This window comes from Actinokineospora sp. PR83, assembly GCF_021056305.1.
Taxonomy (GTDB): Bacteria; Actinomycetota; Actinomycetes; order Mycobacteriales; family Pseudonocardiaceae; genus Actinokineospora; species Actinokineospora spheciospongiae.
Genome location: NZ_JAJCXD010000065.1, coordinates 118,565 through 143,435, shown reverse-complemented (window position 1 = coordinate 143,435; position 24,871 = coordinate 118,565). Strand labels below are relative to the sequence as shown.

Below are 24,871 nucleotides of genomic sequence, written 5' to 3'. Positions count from 1 at the left end.
TACCATCACCCCACCCACGGCCTATGGGAGGGGTACTACCGATGTCCATCGCACGCTCGACGATCGAACTGGTGGAGAAGCAGGTCAGGGACCTGTGCACGCACTACGCCCGCAACCTGCCGTTCCACGGCTGGCACCACGTCAGCTTCGTCCGGGACAAGGCGGTCGAGTTCGCCGACCTCAACGGCTCGGACACCCCGGTGGTGGAGACCGCGGCACTGGTCCACGACGTGAACTACCTGGTCCGCCGCAACTCCCCCGCCGCGGCGGGCAGCGGCCTGCGCCGCGACATCCTGGACTCCGCGGGCGTCACCCCCGACCTCGTCGAGTGGATCGACGCACTGGTCGACGAGGCGGAGATGGCCAACCGCCACCGCGGCATCTCGCTGGAGGCCCAGGCCCTCTCGGACGCGGACACGCTGTTCAAGGCCCTGCCGGTGACCCCGGTGGTGCTCGCGCACAAGTACCTCGCCGAGAACGGCATCGGCCTGCGCGAACTGGCGAACAAGATCGTCGGGGAGCAGCACGCCCCGCACGAGGAGGGTTTCTACTTCTACTCCCCCGAAGCGGCGGCGGCGTACTCCCGCTGGGCCACGGCTAACCTGGAACTGTGGCACTGCATCAAGGAATCCCTCGACGACCCCACAGTGGAACGCCTCCTGACGGCAGTGGCGTCCTGACCGTCCGCGACTACCACCCGTCGGACGAGGAATCCTGGCTGCGCTGCCGAGTCCTGTCCTTCCTCCACACGTCCTACTACGACGACGTCCTCACCCGGAAGCCGCCGGTGGACGTGTCCCTGGTCGCGGTGGACGGCGACGAGGTGGTCGGGGTGCTCGACGCCGCGATCCGCGCTCCCCTGGCCACCATCGAGACGATCGCCGTCCACCCCGACCACCAGCGCTCGGGCCTGGGCACCCGCCTGCTGGCGGAGGCCATCCCCCGCGCCAGGGCCCTGGGCGCCACCCGGCTGGACGCCTGGACGCGGGAGGACCCGCAGGCACTGGGCTGGTACACCCGCTCGGGCTTCACCACCGGGGACATGTACCTGCACGTCCACACCCGGGACGGGGAGGCGGACGACGTGCTGACCACTCCCCCGGGCGTGGGGTTGGTGAGCGCGTTCCTGCACTCGCACCTGCGGGAAGAGGAGCGGATGCGGGAGAGGTTCAGCCGCGTCTACCGCTGCACCCAGTTCATCATGACCATCTAGCCCTCTGTTGATCTTCCTCTCTGGATCACCCGAAAGGGGTACCCAGATCGAGGGAACATCCTAGGCTCCGCGTGACGGAGGGAGCCGGGACGGTGGCGACAGGAAATGCCCCTCGCAACCCATCGTGGGCGTGGGAGGAACTGGTCCTGGCCTGTGACCTGGTCATGGCCAACCGGTGGCACGAACTCGACAGCGGCGACAAGCGCGTGATCGAACTGTCGCACCTGTTGCAACGCCTGCCCATCCACGCAGCCGAACTCCGGACCGCCACCTTCCGCAGTCCCCACAGCGTGCGCCGCAAGATGGCGGACATCGCCACCCACCACCCGGACGATGTGCGCAAGCCCACCAACGGCGGCAAGCTCGACCTCGAAGTGCTGGAAGCCTTCATCTCCCGCCCGACCGAGATGCACGCACTCGCCCAGCGCCTCCGCAGCGGTGAGCGCGCAGGCGAGTTCAAAAACCTCCCGCCTGCGGACCCCGACGCCTTCGGCGACCCCGGCGGCACCAGTGAGGGGCGGCTGCTCGAACGCGTGCACCGGCGACGGGAACGCGACCCGGCGCTGCGCAGGCAGAAGGAGAAGCAGGTCCTGGCGCGGCACGGGCGGCTGCGGTGCGAGGTGTGCGACTTCGACTTCGCCGAGGTCTACGGCCCGCACGGGGCCGGGTACTTCGAGTGCCACCACGTCGTCCCGCTGCACGTGTCCGGGGAGACGAAGACCCAGCTCGACGACCTCGCGGTGCTGTGCGCCAACTGCCACCGGATGATCCACCGCCGCCGGGAGTGGCTGACCCCGGCCGCGCTGCGGCGCTTGGTCCGGGATCGACGGGCGGGCTAGAAGGGCAGGCCCAAGACCGGCAGGGACAGGGCGGAGTCGACCGCGAGGGCCACGAAGACCAGGGTCAGGTACGAGTTGCTCAGGTGGAACAGCTTCATCGGGTTGTTCGGCTCGCCCTTGCGGACCGCGCTGTTGAGCCTGTGCGCGAACACCAGGAACCACGCGCCCGCCAGCAGCGCGAACGCCGCGTACACCCAGCCGGTGGCGGGGAGCAGGAGCAGGGTCCAGGCGACCATCACCCAGGAGTAGATGACGATCTGCTTCGCCACCTGCTGCGGCGTGGCCACGACCGGGAGCATGGGGACACCCGCGGCGGCGTAGTCGTCGCGGAACTTCATCGCCAGGGCCCAGAAGTGCGGGGGGGTCCAGAAGAAGATGACGCCGAACATGACCAGGGCGGGCCAGGCTACGTCGCCGGTGACCGCCGACCAGCCGATGACGACCGGCATGCAGCCCGCGGCGCCGCCCCAGACGATGTTCTGCGCGGTGCGGCGCTTGAGGATCATCGTGTAGACGAGGACGTAGAACAGGATGGCGCCGACGGCCATGGCCGCGGCGAGCAGGTTCGTCGTCGTCCACAGCCAGGCGAAGGAGAGCACGCCCAGGACCACGCCGAAGATCAGGGCCGAGCGGGTCGGGACCGCGTGCTGGGCCAGGGGGCGGGACTTGGTCCGCTTCATGACCGCGTCGATGTCGGCGTCGACCACGCAGTTGAGGGCGTTGGCGCTGCCCGCGGCCATCGAGCCGCCGACGAGGGTGGTCAGCACCAGCCACGGCGAGGGGATGCCGCGGGCGGCGAGCATCATCGCCGGGACGGTGGTGACCAGGAGCAGTTCGATGATGCGCGGCTTGGTCAGCGCGACGTACGCCTTCACCACCGACAGGGTGGTGCGCGGCGGCTGCTCGGCACGCGGGTCGACGGGCACGGGGGTCACCGACGACATCGCGCTCCTCAGGTGGTGGGTACCCGCCACGACCAGGTGTAACGCCGGTCACGACGAGTGCGTCCGCACCGCGGCGACGACCGCGGCACCGGGCAAATGTTAACCGCGCGGTTATCGGGTACCCCTGCCGGGTGGTCCGGTGTGGCCCGCTTTCGGTCGGAGATCACATCCGATCCGCGGGCGGACTACGCTTACCCGTGGACCAGGGATGAACTGCGGGTCGAACCTTGTCACCCGCCTGCGGGATCGATCTAGAACCCGATGCGGAAGACTGGGCGCCACGACCCGCCGAGACTGTGGAAGTGGGAGCCGAAGTCCGTGTCCGTCAGCAGTGAAGTGCCCAGCGACCTGTCCGAACTCACCCGCGCGTCGGTGCCGGATGACTGGTCGGATCTCGACAAGCGGGCCGTCGACACCATCCGCGTCCTCGCCGCCGACGCCGTGCAGAAGGTCGGCAACGGCCACCCCGGCACGGCGATGAGCCTCGCGCCGCTCGCCTACACCCTCTACCAGCGCATCATGCGCCACGACCCGGCCGCGCCGCACTGGATCGGCCGCGACCGGTTCGTGCTGTCCTGCGGGCACTCCAGCCTCACGCAGTACCTGCAGCTCTTCACCTCCGGCTACGGCCTGGAGATCGAGGACATCAAGGCGCTGCGGACGTGGGGCTCGAAGACCCCGGGGCACCCGGAGTACAAGCACACCGACGGCGTGGAGATCACCACCGGGCCGCTGGGCCAGGGCCTGGCCTCCGCGGTCGGCATGGCGATGGCCGCGCGCCGCGAGCGCGGCCTGTTCGACCCGGACGCCGCGCCGGGTGAGAGCGTGTTCGACCACTTCGTCTACGTCATCGCCTCCGACGGCGACATCGAGGAGGGCGTCACCTCCGAGGCCTCGTCCATCGCGGGCCGCCAGGAGCTGGGCAACCTCGTCGTGTTCTACGACGACAACAAGATCTCCATCGAGGACGACACCGCGATCGCCCTGTCGGAGGACGTGGCCGCGCGCTACGAGGCCTACGGCTGGCACGTGCAGGTGGTCGAGGGCGGCGAGAACGTCACCGGCATCCTGGCCGCGGCCGAGGCGGCGAAGGCCGAGACCACCCGGCCGTCGTTCATCCTGCTGCGCACGGTGATCGGCTTCCCGGCGCCGAACCTGATGAACACCGGCAAGGCGCACGGCTCGGCCCTCGGCGACGACGAGGTGGCCGCGGTCAAGAAGATCCTCGGCTTCGACCCGGAGAAGACCTTCGAGGTCGACCCGGCCGTCCTGGCGCACACCCGCTCGGTCGGCGACCGGGGCAAGGCCGCCCGCACCGAGTGGGAGGCGGCGTTCGACAAGTGGGCCGCGGCCAACCCGGAGCGCAAGGCCCTGCTGGACCGGGCGAGCGCCTACGAGCTGCCCGAGGGCTTCGCCGAGGCGCTGCCGAGCTGGGAGCCCGACGCCAAGGGCGTGGCGACCCGCAAGGCCTCCGGCGAGGTGCTCAACGCGATCGGCGGCCTGCTGCCGGAGCTGTGGGGCGGCTCGGCCGACCTGGCCGAGAGCAACAACACCACGATCAAGGGCGCGGACTCGTTCGGCCCCACGTCGTCGGCGACCGCGCACTGGAACGCCAACCCCTACGGCCGGACGCTGCACTTCGGCATCCGCGAGCACGCCATGGGCTCGATCCTCAACGGCATCGTGCTGCACGGCCCGACCCGGCCCTACGGCGGCACGTTCCTGGTGTTCTCCGACTACATGCGCCCGGCGGTGCGGCTCGCCGCGCTGATGGGCCTGCCGGTCACCTACGTGTGGACGCACGACTCCATCGGCCTGGGCGAGGACGGCCCGACGCACCAGCCGATCGAGCACCTGGCCGCGCTGCGCGCCATCCCGAACCTGGTGGTGCTGCGCCCCGGCGACGCGAACGAGACCGCCGCGGCGTGGAAGGCGACGCTGGAGCAGCACCAGCAGCCGGTCGGCCTGGCGCTGACCCGGCAGAACCTGCCGGTGCTGGAGGGCACGAAGGAGAAGGCCGCCGAGGGCGTCGCCAAGGGCGGGTACGTGCTGGCCGACGCCAGCGACGGCAACCCCAGGGTGGTGCTGATCGGCACCGGTTCGGAGTTGCAGATCGCGGTCGAGGCGCGCGCGGTGCTGGAGGCCGACGGCATCCCGACCCGCGTGGTGTCGATGCCCGCCGTCGAGTGGTTCGACGCGCAGAACCTCGACTACCGGGACTCGGTGCTGCCGGGTTCGGTCAAGGCCAGGGTCGCGGTGGAGGCGGGCATCGCCCAGCCGTGGCACCGGTTCGTCGGCGACGCGGGCGAGGTCGTCTCGATCGACCACTTCGGCGCCTCGGCCGACTACCAGACCCTGTACCGCGAGTTCGGACTGACCACGGAGGCCGTCGTGGACGCGGCGCGCCGCTCGCTCGAAGCGACTGGAGGATCCCAGTGACCGACAACCTGAAGAAGCTCTCCGACGCCGGTGTCTCGATCTGGCTGGACGACCTGTCCCGCGAGCGGATCAAGTCGGGCAACCTGGCCGAGCTGATCCGCGACAAGCACGTCGTCGGGGTGACCACCAACCCGACGATCTTCGCGAGTGCGCTGGCCGACGGCGAGGCCTACGACGAGCAGGTGCGCGAGCTGGCCGCCCGCGGCGCGACGCTGGACCAGGCGGTGCGCGAGCTGACCACCACCGACGTGCGCAACGCCTGCGACCTGTTCCGCGACGTGCACGCCGCCACCGACGGCGTGGACGGGCGGGTGTCCATCGAGGTCAGCCCGACCATCTCGGCGGACTCCGAGGCCACCTCCGCCGAGGCGCAGGAGCTGTGGAAGACCGTCGACCGGCCGAACCTGCTGATCAAGATCCCGGCGACGGTCGAGGGCCTGTCCTCGATCACCGCGACCCTGGCCGAGGGCATCAGCGTCAACGTCACGCTGATCTTCTCCGTGGAGCGCTACCGCGCGGTCATGGGCGCCTACCTCGACGGCCTGGAGCAGGCCAAGGCCAACGGCCACGACCTGAGCACGATCCACTCGGTGGCGTCGTTCTTCGTGTCCCGGGTGGACTCCGAGGTCGACAAGCGGCTCGACGCGATCGGCACCGACGAGGCCAAGGCGCTGCGCGGCAAGGCGGCCGTGGCCAATGCCCGGCTCGCCTACGCCGCGTTCGAGGAGGCGTTCTCCGGTGAGCGCTGGGAGGCGCTGGCCGCGCAGGGCGCGCGCAAGCAGCGCCCGCTGTGGGCCTCCACCGGGGTGAAGAACCCGGACTACTCGCCCACGATGTACGTCGACGAGCTGGTCGTGGCCGACACGGTCAACACGATGCCGGAGAAGACCCTGCACGCGGTGGCCGAACACGGCAAGATCACCGGTGACGCGGTCACCGGCAAGGCCGCCGAGGCCCAGGAGGTCTACGACAAGCTCAGCGCCGTCGGGATCGACGTGGACGACGTCTACAAGTCCCTTGAGGTCGAGGGCGTGGAGAAGTTCGAGAAGTCCTGGCAGGAACTGCTCGACTCCGTCAAGGGTCAGTTGGACAGCGCCAAGTAGGACAGCGGAAGAACAGCGGGCAAACACAGTGCCCGTCTGAACAAGAGGAATCAGGGAGAGGGCTGACGCCACACATGGCAGAGCACCCCGGAGATGTCGCAGTAACCCTGCTCGACCAGCGGCTCGCCGAGGAGGCGACGCCGTTGGTGGCTGGGCTGGTCACCGATCAGGTGGCGTCCAAGCTCACCGCGCAGGACCCCACCCTGTGGGGACCGGAGGCGGAGTCCGAGGCGGCCATCCGGCTGTCCTGGACCACGCTGCACGACTCCTCCCGCCCCCTGCTGGCCGAGATCGACGCCCTCCGCGCGGAACTGCGCGCGGAGGGCGTCGACCGGGTCGTGCTGGCGGGCATGGGCGGGTCGTCGCTGGCCCCCGAGGTCATCACGGGCACGGCGGGCGTCCCGCTGGTCGTGCTCGACACCACCGACCCCGGCCAGGTGGCCGACGCGCTGGCCGGTGAGCTGTCGCGAACGGTGATCGTGGTGTCGTCAAAGTCGGGGTCCACAGTGGAGACCGACAGCCACCGCCGGATCTTCGAGAAGGCGTTCGCCGCCGAGGGCATCGACGCGGCGAGCCGGATCGTGGTCGTCACCGACCCCGGCTCCCCGCTGGAGGAGTCGTCGGTGGCGGCCGGGTACCGCCGGGTCTTCCAGGCCGACCCGCACGTGGGCGGCCGGTACTCGGCGCTGACCGCGTTCGGGCTGGTGCCCGCCGGGCTGGCGGGCGCGGACGTGGCCGGACTGCTCGACGAGGCCGCCGCGGCGGCGGAGAAGCTGTCGGTGGACTCCCCCGACAACCCCGGCTTGGTGCTGGGCGCGGCGCTGGCCGCCGCGCACGCGCGCGGCGCGGAGAAGGTCGTGCTGGCCGACACCGGGTCCGCGGTGAAGGGCTTCGGCGACTGGGCCGAGCAACTGGTGGCCGAGTCCACCGGCAAGAACGGCACCGGCCTGCTGCCGGTCGTCGTCGACGGCCCGGACGCCGCGGGCTTCCACGACGCGGGCTCCGACGCCACCGCCGTGGCGATCGGCCCGGCCGCGGGTGCGGCGCGGATCGCCACCGAGGGCAGCCTCGGCGGCCTGATGCTGCTGTGGGAGTACGCCACCGCGGTCGCGGGCAGGCTGCTGGGCATCAACCCGTTCGACCAGCCGGACGTGGAGGCGGCGAAGAAGGCCGCCCGCGCCCTGCTGGACTCCACCGGGGACGAGCAGGACGACGAGCCCGCCCTGGTGGACGGCCCGGTCGAGGTGTACGCCTCCGAGGGCCTGCTGCCGGAGGGCACGGGCACCGTCGCCGACGCCGTGCACGCGCTGCTGTCCGCCGCGCCCGCGGGCGGGTACGTGTCGGTGCAGGCCTACCTGGACCGGCTCGACGACGCCTCGGCGGTGCTGCTGCGCACCGAGATCGCCCGCAAGTCCGGGTTGCAGACCACCTTCGGGTGGGGGCCGCGGTTCCTGCACTCCACCGGGCAGTACCACAAGGGCGGGCACCAGAACGGTGTCTTCCTGCAGGTCACCGGCGTGGTGGAGCAGGACCTGGAGGTCCCCGACCGCCCGTACACCCTCGGCGTGCTCCAGCACGCGCAGGCACTCGGCGACGGGCAGGTGCTCGTCGAGCACGGCAGGCCGGTGCTGCGGCTGCACTTCACCGACCGGGCCGCGGGCCTGGCGCACCTCGTCGCGGCCCTGGCGGAGGTGCGCGGGTGAGCCAGCGGACGTGGAACAACCCGCTGCGCGACGAGCGGGACAAGCGGCTGCCGCGGATCGCCGGGCCGTGCGGCCTGGTGATCTTCGGCGTGACCGGTGACCTGTCGCGCAAGAAGCTGATGCCCGCGATCTACGACCTGGCCAACCGCGGTCTGCTGCCGCCGGGCTTCTCGCTCGTCGGCTTCGCCCGCCGCGACTGGGCCGACCAGGACTTCGGCCAGGTCGTGTACGAGGCGGTCAAGAAGCACGCCCGCACCCCGTTCCGCGAGGCGGTCTGGGACCGCCTCGCCGAGGGCTTCCGGTTCGTGCAGGGCTCCTTCGACGACGACGCGGCGTTCGACAAGCTCGCCGCCACCGTCAAGGAACTCGACGAGCTGCGCGGCACCAGCGGCAACCACGCGTTCTACCTGTCCATCCCGCCGGGGGCGTTCCCGGTGGTGACCAAGCAGCTCGCCCGCTCCGGCCTGGCGAAGGCGAACAACCCGGAGGAGTGGCGCCGGGTCGTCATCGAGAAGCCGTTCGGCCACGACCTGGCCAGCGCGCACCAGCTCAACAAGGTGGTCAACGCGGTCTTCCCCGAGGAGTCGGTGTTCCGCATCGACCACTACCTCGGCAAGGAGACGGTGCAGAACCTGCTGGCGCTGCGCTTCGCCAACCAGCTCTTCGAGCCGATCTGGAACGCCAACTACGTCGACCACGTGCAGATCACCATGGCCGAGGACATCGGCCTCGGCGGGCGCGCGGGCTACTACGACGGCATCGGCGCGGCCCGCGACGTGATCCAGAACCACCTGCTGCAACTGCTGGCGCTCACCGCCATGGAGGAGCCGGTCTCCTTCCGGCCGGGCGCGCTGCGCACCGAGAAGATCAAGGTGCTGGAGGCGACCAAGCCGGTCGGGCCGTTCGGCGAGACCACCGCGCGCGGGCAGTACGCGGGCGGCTGGCAGGGCGGGCAGAAGGTCCCGGGGCTGTTGCAGGAGGAGGGCTTCTCCAAGAACTCCACCACCGAGACCTACGCGGCCATCACGCTGGAGGTCAACACCCGGCGCTGGGCGGGGGTGCCGTTCTACCTGCGCACCGGCAAGCGCCTGGGCCGCCGGGTCACCGAGATCGCGGTGGTCTTCAAGCGCGCCCCGCACCTGCCCTTCGACGCCACCGCGACCGAGGAGCTGGGGCAGAACGCCCTGGTGGTGCGGGTGCAGCCGGACGAGGGCATGACCCTGCGGTTCGGCTCCAAGGTGCCGGGCAACGCGATGGAGGTGCGCGACGTGTCGATGGACTTCTCCTACGGGCACGCGTTCACCGAGGCGTCCCCGGAGGCCTACGAGCGGCTGATCCTCGACGTGCTGCTCGGCGAGCCCTCCCTGTTCCCGGTGAACAAGGAGGTCGAGCTGTCCTGGGAGATCCTGGAGCCGGTGCTCAAGCACTGGAAGTCGGCGGGCAAGCCGGACAGCTACCCCGCGGGCACGTGGGGACCGGACTCCGCGGACAAGATGTTGGCCCGCGACGGCAGGCACTGGAGGCGACCGTGATCGTAGACCTTCCCTCGACGACGACCGCCCAGATCAACTCCAAGCTCCTGCACGTGCGCGAGCTGGGCGGGGCGACCACGCTGGGCCGGGTGCTGACCCTGGTCATCGTCACCGACGACGGCGAGCGCACCGAGGACGCGATCGACGCGGCCAACGACGCCAGCCGCGAGCACCCGTGCCGGGTGATCGTGGTGGCCCGCGGCGCCAAGCGGGCCGCGGCCCGACTGGACGCGCAGATCCGCGTCGGCGGCGACGCGGGCGCCTCCGAGGTCATCGTGCTGCGGCTCTACGGCGCGCTGGCCGACGAGGGCGCGAGCTGCGTGATCCCGATGCTGCTCCCGGACGCCCCGGTGGTGGCGTGGTGGCCGTTCGAGGCGCCCGCCAAGCCCGCCGAGGACCCGATCGGGCGGCTGGCGCAGCGGCGGATCACCGACTCGGCCACCGACAAGAACCCGATCAAGGCCCTGGAGGTGCGCCAGCGGTACTACTCCGACGGCGACACCGACCTGGCCTGGACCCGGCTGACCCTGTGGCGGGCGGTGCTGGCGGCGTCGATGGACCTGCCGCCGTTCGAGAAGGTCACCGCGGCCGCGGTGACCGGCGAGGGCGACTCGCCGTCGACAGACCTGCTCGCGGGCTGGCTGGCGCACACGCTGCGGGTGCCGGTGAAGCGGGTCAAGGCCACCGACGGCGAGGGCATCATCTCGGTGGTGCTGGAGCGCAAGTCCGGTTCGATCGAGCTGACCCGCCCGGACGGCAAGGTCGGAACGCTGACCCAGCCGGGGCAGCCCGCCCGCCGGGTGGCGCTGCAGCGCCGCGAGGTGCGCGACTGCCTGGCCGAGGAGCTGCGCAGGCTGGACCCGGACGAGATCTACGAGGACACCCTCAAGGGGCTGACCAAGATCGTCCGGGCGCGGGCGTCGGCGCGCACCCGACCGGCCACGGAGCGGGCCGCGGAGGCGCCGCCCGCCGACCCGAAGCCGTCGGCGGCGCGGGCCCACCAGGTCTCGCAGTCCAAGGCGAAGACCGGCGACGCCGAGGCGAAGGCGACCCCGCGGCGCGCGGCGACCACCCGCGCCAAGGCGAAGGCGTCGTCGTGACCGGCGGCACCGAGGTCGTCGTCTTCCCCGAAGCCGAGGACCTCACGGCGACGGTCGCGACCAGGTTGCTGGCCGCGGTGGCCGCCGCCCAGGCCGCGAAGGGCACGGCGTCGCTGGTGCTGACCGGTGGCCGCACCGGCATCGCCGTCCTGGAGGCCGTCCGCACGGCGGCGTCGGCGGTGGACTGGTCCACTGTGGACATCTACTGGGGCGACGAGCGCTTCCTGCCCGCGGGCAACCCGGAGCGCAACGAGACCCAGGCCCGCGCGGCCCTGCTCGACCACGTCCCGGTCGACCAGGCCAGGGTCCACCCGATGGCCCCCTCCGACGGCAGGTTCGGCGACGACCCGGACGCCGCTGCCGCCGCGTACGCGGAACTGCTGGGCGAGTCCCCGGAGTTCGACGTGCTGCTGGTCGGCGTCGGCGAGGAGGGGCACACGCTGTCGGTGTTCCCGGACTCCCCCGCCGTGCACTCGACGGACGTCGTGGTGGCGGTGCGGGACTGCCCGAAGCCGCCGCCCACGCGGGTCAGCCTGACCCTGTCGACCGCGCGGCTGGCGTCGCAGGTGTGGTTGATGACCACCGGGGCGGCCAAGGCGGAGGCCGTGGGGAAGGCGTTGGCGGGGGTGCCGGAGGCGGAGATCCCCGCGGCCGGTGCTCGGGGACGGGATGCGACGGTGTGGTTCCTCGACGAGGCGGCTGCCGCCGAGGTGAAGCAGGACTGAGGTTGTGTTGTGAAGCGGGGGCCGGGGTTTTCCCTGGCCCCCGCTCTGCGTTCTGTGCTTTGAAAGCGCTGGGACTTTGGTGGTGGTTCACGGGTGGGTGGGTGGTCGGCCGCCGGTCGGTGGGGTGGTCGGCGGCTGCGGCTGGTGCGATTCAGGGTGGTCGGTCGGGGGCCATGGGGCACGATGGGGGCATGATCCTGCTGGTCCCCGCCGACGTGCTGCACCCCCGCCGTGTTGATGAGCACTTCGCTCCGGAGGCTAAGGCGGCTCGTGCGGTCGGGCTGGAGGTGGCCCTCGTCGACCACGATGCGCTTGCTCGGCCCGGTGGGGCGGAGGAGGCGGTGCGCCGGGTGCGTGGGTCGGGTTCGGCCGTCTACCGGGGTTGGATGCTCACCGCGGATCGGTACGCGGACTTCGCCGAGGCGCTGCTGCGGCGGGGTGTGGTGGTGCGGACGAGCGCGGAGCAGTACCGGCGGGCGCACGAACTGCCCGAGTGGTACGCCGACCTCGCCGAGGTCACGCCGCGGTCAGTGTGGACGGTGGGCGCCGACCGGGGTGCGTTCGACCGGGCGCGGGTGGAGCTGGGCGGGGGACCTGCGGTGCTGCGCGACTACTGCAAGTCGATGAAGCACCACTGGGACGAGGCCGCGTACATCCCGGACCTGGCCGACGCGGACGCGGCCTGGGCGGTGGCGGCTCGGTTCCGCGAGTTGCGCGACGAGGACATGGTCGGCGGGTTCGTGCTGCGCCGGTTCGAGGAGTTGGCCGCCGCCGAGGTGCGCACCTGGTGGGTCGACGGTGAGTGCCTTCTGGTGGGGGCGCACCCGGACACCCCGGACGAACTCCCCGCCGGGTTCGACCTCGGTGGTGCCGGGCCCCTGGTCGCGGGGTTGGGGGTGCCGTTCGTCACCGCCGACTTCGCGCGGCGGGCCGATGGGGTGTGGCGGTTGGTCGAGGTGGGTGACGGTCAGGTCAGCGACCGGCCCCGCACCCTCGGACCTGACGAGTTTCTGAGCGCGCTGGCAAAACGATGAGTCCGCTCAGGAGGCCGTGATCGACCGGCTACGCTCGGACCAGTGCACCGGTTGTCTGTGGCGGTTTCCACCGCGGTCGTCATGCTGTTCGGGATCGTGCTCACCCTCGGCCTGTTCGGGAGCACTCCCACCGGTGCCGGGGACAACGGGGACGGTGTTCGCCTGTACTGCGGTGCGGGGCTGCTCCCGGACACCCCCACCAAGGGGTCCAACTGGCTCGGCGGCGTGGTCGTCGACTTCGACCGCGGGGAGGCGTGCCCGCAGCCGCAGCCGTCGTCGGCGCTGCCCGCGCTGCGCCTGGCCGCGGCGGGTGAGGACCCGTTCTCGCTGACCCGCCTGGGGTGGGTCTACGCGATCGCGGTCGCCCTGGTCACCGGGGTGGCGGTCTGGGCGGTGACCAAGCGCGGTCTGGCGTGGGCGCTGGTGCTGCTGCCCGCCGCCGTGCCGCTGCTCAACGTCGACTTCACCCGGTTCTTCGTGTCCACGTTCACCGAGCCCCCCGGCCTGGTGGGCGCCTACGCGCTGCTGTGCGGCCTGGCGGTCGCGGTCGTCACCGACCCGGGGAACCGGGTGGAGCGGGCGGTCGCGCTGGTGCTGGTGGGGGCGGGCGGACTGGTGGCGGGGACGGCGAAGCCGTCGTTCGCGCCGGTGCTGGCCGTGGCGGTGCTGGTGTGCGCGGTCGTGCGGTTCGGCGCGCGCGGGTGGAAGAGCCGGATCGCGGGGCCCGTCGTGGCCGTCGCCGCGGCGGTGGCGGCGGTCGGTCCGCTGACCGCCACGCTGCAGTGGCAGGACAGTTCCTACACCGGTGTCAACACCTTCAACCTCGTCTACACCGTTGTGCTCGAAGAGATCCCCGGTGCCACCGCTGAGCTGGGGATCACCCCCGAGGCCCAGTCCTACGCGGGGAACGCCTACTTCCCCAACGGTCCCGGCGGTGTGCCCGGCGCCGACGAACTCATCCCCAAGAGCAGCGAGTACCGCACCCAGGCGTGGAAGGTCCTCGCCGCCCACCCCGGCGCGGCGTTGACCGCGCTGTCGGTCGGCGTGGTGGCCACCGAGAGCCGCGACCTCGCCTACCTCCCGTCGCGGACGTGGTCGCCGGGGGTGGAGCGCGAACCGTTGCCCCCCACGGTGACCGGCAGCCAGGGCGCGGACCGGGAGAGCCTGCGCGCGTGGCTGTCGTCGGTGGTGCTGCCGTGGAAGCCGTGGGCGGTCGCGGTCCTCGGTCTGCTCGCGGGTGTGTTCGCGCTGTTCCGACGCGCGAACCGGGCGCTCACGGTCCTGTGCCGCACCGCGGGCGCCGCCGCCCTGACCGGCTTGGGCGTGGTCGCCCTCGCGATCCTCGGCGACGGGTACTTCGAGGTCGCCAAGCACGTCTGGCTCGCCGCCTACCTGTTCGACGTGACCCTCCTGGCGCTGGTCGGCGCCGCGGTGGTCGCCGTCGTCACCGCCGTGCGCCGCCGCTCCGCGTCCGACACGCCCGACGAATCCGACGCGGTCGAGGCGCCGGGCGCGGAGCCGGTCCCCGCGGGTGGCGGGAACGGCAGGCCCGCGAACGGGGTCGCCTGACCGGGAGCGGGGTCAGGCGGCCACCGGTTCGAGCGGCGCCACCACCTCCGCGCGGCGGGACGCGCGGGCGGCCAACAGCAGCAGCACGAGGCCCAGCGCGCCGACGACCGCGGCGATCGGGGCCAGGGCGAGGATGCCCGCGGTCCCGATGACGAAGCCGCCGAACAGGCCGGACAGGCCGACGCCGAGGTAGATGGCGGAGGCGTTGACCGACAGGAGCAGGCCGCTGTCCGAAGGGGACAGTTCGATCAGCCAGTTCTGGATCGGCGGGTTCACCGACCAGGTCACCAGCCCCCACGCGAACAGCGCGATGCCCGCCCCCGCGGTGGTCGTGGCGGTGAGGGGCAGCGTCGCGAGCACGACGGTGAAGGCGGTGAACACGACCAGCAGCGGGCGCCTGCTGCCGAAGCGGTCGGTGAGCCTGCCGCTGAGGCTGTTGCCGACCGCGCCGCCGAGGCCGTAGACGAGCAGCAGCACGCTGAGGGTGGTGCCGCTGACGCCCGCGGTGGCCGCGAGCAGCGGGGCGATGAAGGTGAACACGGCGAACGCCGCGAGGCAGCCCGCCACCGTCATGCCGAGCACGAGCTGCGCGCGCGGGTCGGCCGCGGCGGCCAGGCGGGCGCGGATCGGCACGTGCGGGGGCGCGGCCACCCGGGGCATGCCGATCCAGGTGGCCGCCGCCGCCAGCGCGGACACGCCCGCGACCAGGGCGAACACCCCGCGGTAGCCGATCGGGTCGCCGAGCAGGCTGCCCGCGGGCACACCGATGATCAGGGCGAAGGTGAGCCCGCCGAACACGGTGGCGACCGCGCGGCCGCGGTGGTCCGGCGGGGAGAGGACGGTGGCGACGTTCGTGGCGACGGGGGTGAACACCGCCGCGCCGAGCGCGCTGACGACCCGGGCGACGAGCAGCAGCGCGTAGTTCGGGGCCAGTGCGGCGAGCAGGTTGCCCAGTGCGCTCAGCCCCAGGGCCGCGACCAGCAGGGTGCGCCGCTCCCAGCGGCCGGTGGCGGTGGCCAGCAGCGGGGACGCGATGGCGTAGGCGATGGCGAACACGGTCACCAGCTGGCCCGCGGTGGCGGTGGAGACGTCGAGTTCGCGGCTCACGGCGGGCAGCACGCCGGAGACGATGTACCCGCTGGAGCCGACGGTGAAGGCACCGACGGCGAGCAGGTGGATGCGGGCGGACATGGCACTCCCGGGGACGGCTGGTCGATCCGAACTTGGTACGACGGGGATCGTAGTACGTCTCTGGTCGAACTACGATGAATTTCGTATCATGGACGGGTGACCGAGGAGTTGCCGCACCCGGAGCGGGCCGAGATCCGGATCGAGGCCGTGCTGCACGCGCTGGCCGACCCGATGCGGCTGACGATCGTGCGCGAGCTGTCCACGCTGCCCGAGGGCACCCCGTGCGGCACCATCGAACTGCCGATCAGCAAGTCGACCCGCACCCACCACATCCGCACGCTGCGCGAGGCGGGCGTCGTCCGGGTCCGCCCCGAGGGCACCGCCCGCGTCACCACCCTGCGCCGCGACGACCTCGACGCCCTCTACCCCGGCCTGCTCGACGGCATCCTCAACGCCCCGCACTGACCCCGCGGGGTCAGGCCCGCGTGGCCTCCGGTTCCGCGGCGGGGAAGTCGCGCAGGGAGCGCAGTGGTGAGAAGAACAGCCACAGCGGCGCCAGCAGCCCGCCGACAGCGGTGACCCACAGCGCCGCGCGCAGCCCGGTCGCGGTGGCGAGCGCGCCGCCGAGGAGCCCGGCGAGCGGGACGACCCCCCACACGAGGAACCGCACGGTGGCGTTCATGCGGCCCAGCAGGTGGTCGGGGCACAGCCGCTGCCGGAAGCTGACCTGGATGACGTTGTAGACCACCACGCCGAACGAACCCGCGAACGAGCCCACCGCGAACAAGGCCAGCCCGGGGCCGGACGCGGTCAGCGGGATCAGCAGCCCCGAGGCGGCGCCGAGGACGGCGGACCCGAGCATCGCGCGCACCTGCCCGAAGCGGCGGGCCACGCGCGCCACCAGGAACGCCCCCGCCACGGCCCCGATCCCGCCCGCGGACAGCAGCAGCCCGACCGCCCCCGCGGACTGGCCGAGGTCGCGCACCAGGAACACGACGACCAGGGCATTGCGCGCGGCCAGGAACAGGACCGCGGTCATGGAGTTGAGGGTGATGGTGCGCAGGGTGGCGTGCCGCCAGACGAACGACACGCCCTCGGCCAGGTCGCAGCGGAGGCTGGACCGGGCCCGTTGGGGCCGTGGGGGTTCGACCGCCTCGACCCTCGACAGCCACGCCGCCGACCACAGGAAGCTCAGCGCGTCGACCGCCAGCGCGAGGGGCGCGGTGAGCCACTGGACCAGCCCGCCCGCCGCGGACGGGCCCACGACCGAGGCGACCGTGCGGCTCGCCTCCAGCTTGGCGTTGCCGTCGACCACCTGGTCCCGGCCCACCAGGGACGGCAGGTACGACTGGTGCGCGACGTCGAAGAAGACGCTGCACAGGCCCGTGAGGAAGACCGCCAGGTAGAGGTGCGGCAGGGTCAGCGCGCCCGCGAGCGCGGCCACCGGGATGGACCCGAGGACCGCCGCGGCCGCGAGGTCCGCGGTGATCAGGACCGGTCGGCGGCGCAGGCGGTCGCACCACACGCCCGCCGGGAGACCGACGAGCAGGAAGCCCAACGCCCGCACCCCGCTCAGCAGCGCCACCTCGAACGTCGAGGCGTCGAGCACGACCACCGCCACCAGCGGAACGGCGACGACACTGACCTGCCCGCCCAACTGGCTGAGGGTGTCGGCGGTCCACACCCGCCGGAAGTCGGCGTTGTTGACGAACAAGCCAGAAGAAAACTTGAGTCGCACCAACTCAAGGTGGCATCGCCGATGATCACCTGTCAACCCGCGGGGTCCTCGGGGTGGCCCGTCGACCGGTGGACGCCCGTGGTGCCGCTCCCCCGGCGGCACCACGGGCGGTGCGTCAGCCCGCGATGACCTCGCGCAGCCGGGCGGCGAAGGCGGTCGGGTCCTCGGCGAAGCCCACGTGCCCGCCCGGGAAGTACGTCGGGGTCGTGGACAGCGCGGCGGCCAGCGCCAGGGAGGTCCGCTCGCAGAGCTCGCCGGTGGAGTCCTCGCCGAGACCGACAAGCAGGCGGACCGGGCTCGCCCGCAGGGCGTCGAGGTCGGGGACCCAGGCGGTGGTGGGGCGCAGCATGTGATTGTTCTGGTAGTCCGCGTCCGCCGCCTCCTGCGGGGTGCGGGGACCCCCGAACATCTCGACGATGAACTCCTCCGGCAGGTCCAGGTTGGCCAGGGCCACGAACTTGCGGCCCGCGGCGAGCGGGTCGCCCGCCCGGTGCGTGGCGATGATGTCCTCGGTCCTGGCGCGCAGGTCCTCGTGGTCGTCGAGGAGGCGGGTGAGCGGGGGCTCGTGCGCGATGACCACCCGGCACAGCCCCGGTTCGGCCTGGGCCAGCGCCAGCGCGCTGACCGCGCCGCCGCTGGAGCCGAGGACCACGGCGGGACCGGCGTCGGCGTGGCGGATGAGGCGGGCGAGGTCGTCGGCGCGCTGCTCGGGGGTGGAGTCCCGGTCGGGGTCGTCCAGGCGGCTGCGGTTGATGCCGCGGGGGTCGGTGGTGAGCACCGTGTGGTCGGGGGCGAGCAGGTCGGCCAGCCCGGCGAACGGGTGGGCGTCCATCGGGGCGCCGACCAGGACGACGAGGGGGCCGCAGCCGCGGCGCTCGTGGTACAGCTCGCCGTCGGGTACGCGCAGTGTCGAGCCGGTCACGGTGGTGGTGTCGTTCATGTGAGCCTCCTGGGAAACCTGCTGTGCACCAGGTGTGACCGGCCCGGTCGGGCAGAATCATCGGTCATGGGCGACCTGGTCGAGATCGATGATCTGGCGCGCGCCCGCGATGGCGATGACACCGCGTTCACCCGCCTCGTCGAACCGCTGCGCCGCGAGCTGCACGCGCACTGCTACCGGATGCTGGGCTCCACCCACGACGCCGAGGACGCCTTGCAGGACGCGCTGGTGCGGGCCTGGCGCGGGCTCACCGGGTTCACCGGCCGGGGCACGCTGCGGTCCTGGTTGTACACCGTGGCGACGCGCACCTGCCTGGACACCGCGCGGTCGCGCGGTCGCCGCGCCCTGCCGGTGGACCTGGGGCCGTCGAGCACCCACGCCGTCCTCGGCGACACCCCGCTGACCGAGGTGGCCTGGCTCGAACCGTTCGCCGACGAGCCGGGCGCGGCCTACGAGCAGCGCGAGACCGTGGAGCTGGCGTTCGTCGCCGCGGTGCAGCACCTGCCCGCCAACCAGCGGGCGGCGCTGCTGCTGTTCGAGGTGCTCGGCTTCTCCGCCGCCGAGATCGCCGGGGTCATGGACACCTCCACCGCCTCGGTGAACTCCGCGCTGCAACGGGCCCGCAAGGTCGTGGCCGAGCGGGTCCCGGTGCCCAGCCAGCAGCAGACCCTGCGGGTGATCGGCGACGTGCGGCTGCGCGAGGTCGTCACCGGGTACGCCACCGCCCTGGAGCGCGGCGACGCGGACGCCCTGGTGGCGCTGCTGACCGAGGACGTCACCTGGTCGATGCCGCCGCTGCCGCACTGGTACCGGGGGCTGGACGCGGTGGTGGACTTCGCCACGCGCGTCCCGCTGAGCACCTGCGGCTCCTGGCGGCACGTCCCGGTCACGGCCAACGGCCAGGCCGCGGTGGCCGCCTACCTGCGCGACGACACCGCCGCGGAGCACACGGCCTGGGCGATCAACGTGCTGACCCTGCGCGGCGACCGGATCGCCGAGGTCACCTCGTTCATCGGCGCAGCCCACTTCGCCGCGTTCGGGCTGCCCACCGCGCTGCCCTGACCCGCGGGGGTCACGGGGCGGGCACCCGGCCGGGGAAGACCGTGCCGAGCAGGTCGAGCATGGTGGTGGCCTTGACCGCGGTCTCCTCGAACTCCTCGTCCGGGTCGGACAGTGCGGTGACCGCGCCGCCGACGCCGAAGGACACCTCGCCAGGGCGGACCACCAGCGTGCGGATCACCACGCTGAGGTCCACCGCGCCGGTGGTGGCGAAGTAGCCGATGGCACCGGAGTAGACCCCCCGCGGGCCGCCTTCGAGCCGGTCGAGGATCTCCATCGTGCGCTCCTTGGGCGCCCCGGTCATCGAGCCGCCCGGGAACGCCGCGCGCACGCAGTCCACCGCGGACCGGTCCGGGGCCAGCCGGGCGCGCACCGTGCTGACCAGCTGGTGGACGGTCGCGTACGTCTCCACCTCGAACAGGCCGGGCACGCTCACCGACCCCGTCTCGGCGGTGACCCCCAGGTCGTTGCGCACCAGGTCCACGATCATCAGGTTCTCGGCCCGGTCCTTCTCCGAGGCGGCCAGCTCCGCGCGCAGGGCGGCGTCGGCCTCGGGGGTGGCGCCGCGCGGGCGGGTGCCCTTGATCGGGCGCGACTCCACCGCCCCGGCGGCGGTGATCGACAGGAACCGCTCCGGCGACGTGCTCAGCACCGACAACGGCCCGAACCGCAGCAGCGCGCCGAACGGCGCCGGGCTGGCCCGGCGCAGGTGCCGGTAGGCGGTCCACACGTCGGTGTCGGCAGCGGCGGTGAGCTGGTTGGTCAGGCAGACCTCGTAGCTCTCGCCGCGGTCGATCGCGGCGTGGCACTCGGCGATCATGGCCAGGTAGGCGGCCCGGTCGTGCCGGGCGGTCAGCGGCCCGGTCGGGACCAGCCCGGTGCCCTCCGGCCCGGCCGCGCGGGGGCGGCGGGCCAGGGCGGCGAGGCGGGCGGCGGTGTCGGTCTGCCACCGCTCGTCCCCGGCGAAGGCCAGCAGGTGCAGCTCGCCGGTGCCGTGGTCGACGGCCACGGCCCGGTCGGCGAAGACGAGCTGGGCGTCCGGGTCGCGGGCGGGGTGGGCGCGGGCGCCGCCGCACTCGGCCTTCAGCTCGTAGCCGAGGTGGCCGACCCAGCCGAGGGCGAAGCCGAACGGCAGGTCCGGGGCGTGCGCGCGGTGCGCGGCCAGGTCGCGGTCGAGCCAGTCGAAGAAGGGGCCCGCCACCACCTCGACCCGGCCGTCCGCGTCGGTGACCCGGACCAGGCCGGTGCCGACGTCGGCCGCGGCGGTCCTGGCCAGGGGGCCGCTCGCGTCGCCGAGGAAGGAGAAGCCGCCGCCCGCCGCGCTGTCGAGCCAGAACGCGTGCGGGGAGTCGCGGTACAGCTCGGCGAAGACCTCCTCGGCGGTGACCGGCAGCGTCAGCCGCTCGACCACCACCCGCCGCGGCGGTGCGGGCGCGGGGGGCGGCTGCGGGCGCGCCACCGCGACGGCGGTCTCCCTCGGGTGCTCCTCGCGCCAGGCCAGGGACAGGCGGTGGAAGTTGGCCAGCAGCTCGGGCCCGTGCTCGGTGCAGATCGACTCCGGGTGGAACTGCACGCCCCAGGCGGGGCGGTGCCGGTGCCGCACGCCCATCAGCACCCCGTCGTCGCTCCAGGCGGTGGCCTCCAGGTCGGCGGGCACGTCGTGGACGGACAGCGAGTGGTAGCGCACCACCCCGGTCGGCGACGGGATGCCCGCGAACAGGTCGCGGCCGTCGTGGCGCACGGCCGAGAGCCTGCCGTGGCGCACCTCCGGCGCCGGTCCCACCCGCGCCCCCGCGAGCAGGCACAGGCCCTGGTGGCCCAGGCACACGCCGAGCAGCGGCTGCCGGGCCAGCTCCAGCACCGCCCGGCTCAGGCCCAGGTCGCGCGGGGTGGCGGGGTGACCGGGACCGGGGCCGACGACGACGTTGTCGAAGTCGGCGAGCCGGGCCGGGTCCCACGGTTCGCCGTGGCGCAGGACCGTCGGCCGCACCCCGTCGAGGACGGCCAGCGCCTGCACCAGGTTGTGCGTGAACGAGTCGTGGTTGTCGACGACCAGGGTGCGCACCGAGCCCCTCCCGCTGAACGGCAACTGTGGATTTGCTGACGCACAGTTGTGTGTAACCCGACGTCCCCCCGCCTGGCGTCCTTGCTCTTGATTGGTGACGAGACCGAGCAGCACGTCGCGCCGCAGGAGGCGAGCCATGCCACAGCGACAGAGCGGACCCGCCCGGGGCGACCGTGATGCTACCGTCCCCGAACCGGTGCCCGAGCAGCGCGCGGGCGCCCACGACCGGTCTGAGCTGCACGGACAGCCCGGCAGCACCGAGAGCACAGTGGACCGGGCCACCCCCGGGACCGCTGCCGAACGAGGAGGTGCGGCCCTGGTCGCGCACGCGGTCACCCCGGACGTCCTCGGCCCCTCCGAACAGCAGGGCGGCCCCGCCGACCTGCTGCCCCGGATCGCGCTGCGCTGGCCGCGCTGGCCCGCCGCGCTGCGGGCCAACCGGGTGCTGCGCGGTCTGCTCGGCGACCTGCTGGCGATGGTCGTCGCGGCACTGGACGTGTGGCTGGTGATCCCGCCGGACGCACCGCCGTGGTCGATCTGGCTGTCCTGGCTGGCGGTGCCCGCGATGCTGCTGCGCAGGCACGTGCCGTTCGTGGCGCTGCTCGTCGCCATCCCCGGCTTCTTCTACGGCTGGGCCCAGCTCGCGGCCATGATCGCGCTGGGCACGCTGGCCAGGCTGGACAAGGCCCGCTGGCGCACCTGGGTCGGCGCGGTGCTGGTCTGGGTGTCGCGGTTCGTGGTGTGGCCGTGGGCGGACTTCGTCGCCACGACCTGGCGCGAGCACATCCTCGACGCCATCTACGGCGTCCTCGTGGCCGGGATGCCGCTGGCGATCGGGCTGCTGGTGACCATGCGCTCGGAGCTGTTCGCCCGGATCCGGCAGCTCGACCGCAGCCGGGAGCGGGAGAAGCGGCTGTACGCGGCGACGGTGCGCTCGGCGGAGCGGGCGAAGCTGGCCAGGGAGATGCACGACGTGGTGTCGCACCAGGTCACGCTGATCGCCATGCAGGCGGGCGCGCTCCAGGTCGGGGCCGGGGACGACGAGACCCGCGAGGGCGCGGAGACCATCCGCCTGCTGAGCACCCGCACCCTGGAGGAGCTGCGCGAGCTGGTCGGCGTGCTGCGCTCCGGCGGGGACGAGGTGGACGCCCAGCCGGGCCTGGAGGAGGTCGGCGACCTGGTCGTCGACGGCGACGTCAAGATCAACGTGGCCATCGACGCCTCACCGGAGCAACTGCCCGGGCCGGTCTCGCGCGCGGCGTACCGGACGGTGCAGGAGGCGCTGACCAACGTCCGCAAGCACGCGTCGGGCTCGCGCGCCTCGGTCCGGGTGCGCACCTCGGGCGAGGCGCTGCTGGTCGAGGTGCACAACGACCGCCCCCGGCGCCGCCGCGGCCCGGGGCTGCCCTCGGGCGGGCACGGCCTGCTCGGGCTGCGCGAGCGGGCCACCCTGCTCGGCGGCACCTTCGACGCGGGCCCCACCGCCGAGGGCGGTTTCCGCGTCCGCGCCACCTACCCGCTGGTCGGCTGAGCGGGCCGGAACGCACGAGACCCCGCTCCCGGGATCCGGGGAGCGGGGTCTGGCGCGTGGTGCTTACAGCTCGCGCTTGGCGCGCAGCTTGGCGAGGGCTTCGGCGAGGATGGCCTCGCCGTCCTCGTCGGAGCGACGCTCCTTCACGTACGCCAGGTGCGTCTTGTAGGGCTCGTTGCGCGGCGCCTTGGGCGGCGCCTGCTCGTCCAGCCCGCCGGGGAGACCGCACCGTGGGCAGTCCCACGACTCGGGCCGCTCGGCTTCCAGGGCGAACGAGGGACGGGACTCGTGCCCGTTCGCGCACCAGTAGGACACCCGCTGACGGGGCGCCGACTCACCGCGCTCGGACTCACCCATCGGACCAGCACCGACCCGGGTGCCCCGGATCGCGTTGCCACCGGCCATTGATGTTCACACCCCCACCGCGTGATTCGACCCGGCGCCATGCCCACGCCGGATCACGGAAAACGAAACGCCCCCATGGTGGGGGCGCACTCAGGAAACCTTGACCAGCAGCCCGAGGCCGACGACGCAGATGATCCAGATCGAGCCCACGAACAGGGTGATCCGGTCCAGGTTCTTCTCGACGACGCTCGAACCGGAGAGGCTCGACTGCATCCCACCCCCGAACAGCGAGGAGAGGCCGCCACCCCGACCGCGATGCAGCAGCACCAGCAGGATCAGCAGCAGGCTGGTGACGATGAGCGCGATCTGCAGGATCAGAACAGCAGTCATTTCATCCTCGCTGTCGAGACGGTGGAGAACACAGGCTACCTGGTGACCGCGCCGAGTTCGACCACCGCCCCACAACGGAAGTCCCGCAGTTCCGCCACCCTTTTGCCGCCGGTGCCGAAGCCCGTGCGGACGCACGTGCACCACCTGGGTGGTCTGGACCATTCGGGCGAATTTGTTGTGATTCGGAACAAACTGGGCCGATACTCGGAGCACCCCGCACCCGTCGTCCACCAAGGGAGTCGGCCGATGATCACCCGGAGGACCCTCCTCGGCGGCCTCGCCGCCGCAGCCGCCACCGCCCCGTTCGCGGGCTCCGCGCTCGCGTCCGCCACACCCCGCGCGTCCCTCGCCCTGACCCTGGTCAACAACACCGGCGCCCACGCGGGCAAGACCCTGTGGGCCTACGTCGTCGGCACCAACCTCGCCACCGGCAGGCAGTCCCGCGTCACCGCCGACGGCGCCCTGCTCCCGGTCTCCACCGCCGACAACGGCGGCGACGGCTACACCGACTACTCGATCGCGGTCAACGGCAGCCGCACCATCCCCCTGCCGCAGGGCATGTCCGGCCGGATCTACCTCTCGGTCGGCGACAAGCTCAAGTTCCGCGCCAACCCCGGCGACGCCCTGGCGTACCCGGCGGGCTGGGTCAGCACCGACCCGAACTACCGAGTCCTGCACGACTGCGTGGAGTTCACCTACGACGGTTCGGGCATGCACTGCAACACCACGATGGTCGACATGCTGTCGGTGCCGATGTCCATCGACCTCGTGGGCAACCGCACCCAGTCGGCCGGGCGGCTCGTCGCGGGCGGCCGATCCCGGGTCTTCCAGTCGATGCGCGCCCAGTCGGGCTTCTCGAACCTGGTGATCGACGACCTCCGGGTCATCGCCCCCGGCCACGGCCTGGACGCGGGCCGCTTCTCCGGCACCTACCTGGCAGGCCACATCGACGAGGTCTGGTCCCGCTACCGAGGCCAGAACATGGTGGTCAACGCCAACAACACCACCTTCACCGGCCGCGTCCAAGGGGACCTGTTCGTGTTCGACCGGGGGGTGCGGGCATTCGCCAAGCCCTCCACCCGAGACGTCCTCTTCTGCGACGGCACCCTCGCCGCCCCGAACGACGGGGTCACCGGCCCGGTGGCGGCGGTACTGGGCGCCGGACTCAACCGGGGCATCCTGCTCAACACCCCCCAACAACCGGTCACCGACGCCGGGTCGTACTACCGGATCGCCCAGTGCAACCACTACTCGCGGATCATGCACGAGAACACAGTGGACAGAAAGGCCTACGGCTTCGCCTTCGACGACGTGTGCGAACACGCCCCGTACATCGAAGACGGCGCCCCCAGGACGATGACGGTCACCGCCACGCCCTTCTGAAGCTGAGGTGGGCGGGGGGCCGGGCGCTCCCCCGCCCACTCTCCAAGCCCACGGCAGCAGGTGGGGAGTTTGTGGGGCGCAGGTGCGG

22 protein-coding genes are annotated in these 24,871 nt (G+C 72.5%); 15 read left to right on the top strand and 7 right to left on the bottom strand.

The genetic code is table 11. The features are described 5' to 3' along the window. Window positions 1–41 precede the first annotated feature (41 nt). From L6E12_RS22140 to L6E12_RS35490, 3 genes are all read left to right on the top strand, one after another. Window positions 42–680, top strand: coding sequence for an HD family phosphohydrolase (locus tag L6E12_RS22140; protein WP_236229832.1), 639 nt, complete (start codon window positions 42–44; stop codon window positions 678–680). After that, window positions 611–1,213, top strand: a complete 603-nt coding sequence (locus L6E12_RS22135) for a GNAT family N-acetyltransferase (protein ID WP_236229831.1) — start codon at window positions 611–613, stop codon at window positions 1,211–1,213. Before L6E12_RS22140 ends, L6E12_RS22135 begins: the two co-directional genes overlap by 70 nt. Window positions 1,214–1,305: 92 nt before the next feature. Further along, the gene (locus L6E12_RS35490; protein WP_236229830.1) at window positions 1,306–2,052 is read left to right on the top strand and encodes an HNH endonuclease; all 747 of its coding nucleotides are present in this window, start codon (window positions 1,306–1,308) and stop codon (window positions 2,050–2,052) included. Here L6E12_RS35490 and L6E12_RS22125 read toward each other — a convergent pair. Further along, entirely contained in the window at window positions 2,049–3,032 is a 984-nt protein-coding gene (locus L6E12_RS22125; RefSeq protein ID WP_374201927.1) for a heme o synthase, read from the bottom strand. The two genes, L6E12_RS35490 and L6E12_RS22125, sit on opposite strands and share 4 nt — an antisense overlap. Window positions 3,033–3,314: 282 nt before the next feature. Between L6E12_RS22125 and tkt the strand changes: the two genes are divergently transcribed. From tkt to L6E12_RS22085, 8 genes are all read left to right on the top strand, one after another. Beyond that, window positions 3,315–5,435: a transketolase gene (tkt, locus tag L6E12_RS22120; protein WP_236229828.1), complete on the top strand. Its 2,121-nt coding sequence runs from the start codon at window positions 3,315–3,317 to the stop codon at window positions 5,433–5,435. Continuing rightward, on the top strand, window positions 5,432–6,538 hold the full coding sequence (gene tal, locus L6E12_RS22115) for a transaldolase (protein ID WP_236229827.1): 1,107 nt from the start codon (window positions 5,432–5,434) through the stop codon (window positions 6,536–6,538). Before tkt ends, tal begins: the two co-directional genes overlap by 4 nt. Window positions 6,539–6,612: 74 nt before the next feature. Continuing rightward, window positions 6,613–8,241: a glucose-6-phosphate isomerase gene (locus L6E12_RS22110; RefSeq protein ID WP_236229826.1), complete on the top strand. Its 1,629-nt coding sequence runs from the start codon at window positions 6,613–6,615 to the stop codon at window positions 8,239–8,241. Next, window positions 8,238–9,773, top strand: a complete 1,536-nt coding sequence (zwf, locus tag L6E12_RS22105; protein ID WP_236229825.1) for a glucose-6-phosphate dehydrogenase — start codon at window positions 8,238–8,240, stop codon at window positions 9,771–9,773. Before L6E12_RS22110 ends, zwf begins: the two co-directional genes overlap by 4 nt. Further along, the gene (gene opcA / locus L6E12_RS22100) at window positions 9,770–10,873 is read left to right on the top strand and encodes a glucose-6-phosphate dehydrogenase assembly protein OpcA (protein ID WP_236229824.1); all 1,104 of its coding nucleotides are present in this window, start codon (window positions 9,770–9,772) and stop codon (window positions 10,871–10,873) included. The genes zwf and opcA overlap by 4 nt, the downstream gene beginning before the upstream one ends. Next, window positions 10,870–11,598 carry a 6-phosphogluconolactonase gene (gene pgl, locus L6E12_RS22095; RefSeq protein ID WP_236229823.1) on the top strand — a complete coding sequence of 243 codons (729 nt, stop codon included), beginning with the start codon at window positions 10,870–10,872 and terminating at the stop codon, window positions 11,596–11,598. The genes opcA and pgl overlap by 4 nt, the downstream gene beginning before the upstream one ends. Window positions 11,599–11,789: 191 nt before the next feature. Then, on the top strand, window positions 11,790–12,632 hold the full coding sequence (locus L6E12_RS22090) for an ATP-grasp domain-containing protein (protein WP_236229822.1): 843 nt from the start codon (window positions 11,790–11,792) through the stop codon (window positions 12,630–12,632). A 42-nt stretch (window positions 12,633–12,674) separates the two neighbouring features. After that, window positions 12,675–14,201, top strand: a complete 1,527-nt coding sequence (locus L6E12_RS22085; RefSeq protein ID WP_236229821.1) for a hypothetical protein — start codon at window positions 12,675–12,677, stop codon at window positions 14,199–14,201. Between the two features lie 12 nt (window positions 14,202–14,213). Here the strand turns inward: L6E12_RS22085 and L6E12_RS22080 are convergent, their stop codons facing one another. Then, window positions 14,214–15,392, bottom strand: a complete 1,179-nt coding sequence (locus L6E12_RS22080; RefSeq protein ID WP_236229820.1) for an MFS transporter — start codon at window positions 15,390–15,392, stop codon at window positions 14,214–14,216. 96 nt (window positions 15,393–15,488) lie between these two features. Here L6E12_RS22080 and L6E12_RS22075 point away from each other — a divergent pair, with 96 nt between their 5' ends. Continuing rightward, the gene (locus L6E12_RS22075) at window positions 15,489–15,797 is read left to right on the top strand and encodes a helix-turn-helix transcriptional regulator (RefSeq protein WP_236229819.1); all 309 of its coding nucleotides are present in this window, start codon (window positions 15,489–15,491) and stop codon (window positions 15,795–15,797) included. Between the two features lie 10 nt (window positions 15,798–15,807). Here L6E12_RS22075 and L6E12_RS22070 read toward each other — a convergent pair whose 3' ends face one another. Both L6E12_RS22070 and L6E12_RS22065 read right to left on the bottom strand, forming a co-directional pair. Further along, on the bottom strand, window positions 15,808–17,070 hold the full coding sequence (locus tag L6E12_RS22070) for an MFS transporter (protein WP_236229818.1): 1,263 nt from the start codon (window positions 17,068–17,070) through the stop codon (window positions 15,808–15,810). A gap of 115 nt (window positions 17,071–17,185) precedes the next feature. After that, entirely contained in the window at window positions 17,186–18,010 is an 825-nt protein-coding gene (locus L6E12_RS22065; protein WP_236229817.1) for an alpha/beta fold hydrolase, read from the bottom strand. Window positions 18,011–18,076: 66 nt separating this feature from the next. Between L6E12_RS22065 and L6E12_RS22060 the strand changes: the two genes are divergently transcribed. Further along, window positions 18,077–19,072, top strand: a complete 996-nt coding sequence (locus L6E12_RS22060; protein ID WP_236229816.1) for a sigma-70 family RNA polymerase sigma factor — start codon at window positions 18,077–18,079, stop codon at window positions 19,070–19,072. 10 nt (window positions 19,073–19,082) lie between these two features. On the opposite strand, the gene pabB is transcribed toward L6E12_RS22060, so the two are convergent. Beyond that, the gene (gene pabB, locus L6E12_RS22055) at window positions 19,083–21,134 is read right to left on the bottom strand and encodes an aminodeoxychorismate synthase component I (protein WP_236229815.1); all 2,052 of its coding nucleotides are present in this window, start codon (window positions 21,132–21,134) and stop codon (window positions 19,083–19,085) included. A gap of 136 nt (window positions 21,135–21,270) precedes the next feature. Between pabB and L6E12_RS22050 the strand changes: the two genes are divergently transcribed. Beyond that, the gene (locus tag L6E12_RS22050) at window positions 21,271–22,665 is read left to right on the top strand and encodes a sensor histidine kinase (RefSeq protein WP_236229814.1); all 1,395 of its coding nucleotides are present in this window, start codon (window positions 21,271–21,273) and stop codon (window positions 22,663–22,665) included. Between the two features lie 63 nt (window positions 22,666–22,728). Here the strand turns inward: L6E12_RS22050 and L6E12_RS22045 are convergent, their stop codons facing one another. Together L6E12_RS22045 and secG are read right to left on the bottom strand one after the other, a co-directional pair. Beyond that, window positions 22,729–23,070, bottom strand: a complete 342-nt coding sequence (locus L6E12_RS22045) for an RNA polymerase-binding protein RbpA (protein WP_035287678.1) — start codon at window positions 23,068–23,070, stop codon at window positions 22,729–22,731. A gap of 90 nt (window positions 23,071–23,160) precedes the next feature. Continuing rightward, window positions 23,161–23,400 carry a preprotein translocase subunit SecG gene (gene secG / locus L6E12_RS22040; RefSeq protein WP_035287676.1) on the bottom strand — a complete coding sequence of 80 codons (240 nt, stop codon included), beginning with the start codon at window positions 23,398–23,400 and terminating at the stop codon, window positions 23,161–23,163. A 246-nt stretch (window positions 23,401–23,646) separates the two neighbouring features. On the opposite strand from secG, the gene L6E12_RS22035 reads away from it, so the two are divergent. Further along, window positions 23,647–24,783 (top strand): beta-1,3-glucanase family protein, encoded by a 1,137-nt coding sequence (locus tag L6E12_RS22035; protein ID WP_236229813.1) that lies wholly within the window; start codon window positions 23,647–23,649, stop codon window positions 24,781–24,783. Window positions 24,784–24,871 lie beyond the last annotated feature (88 nt).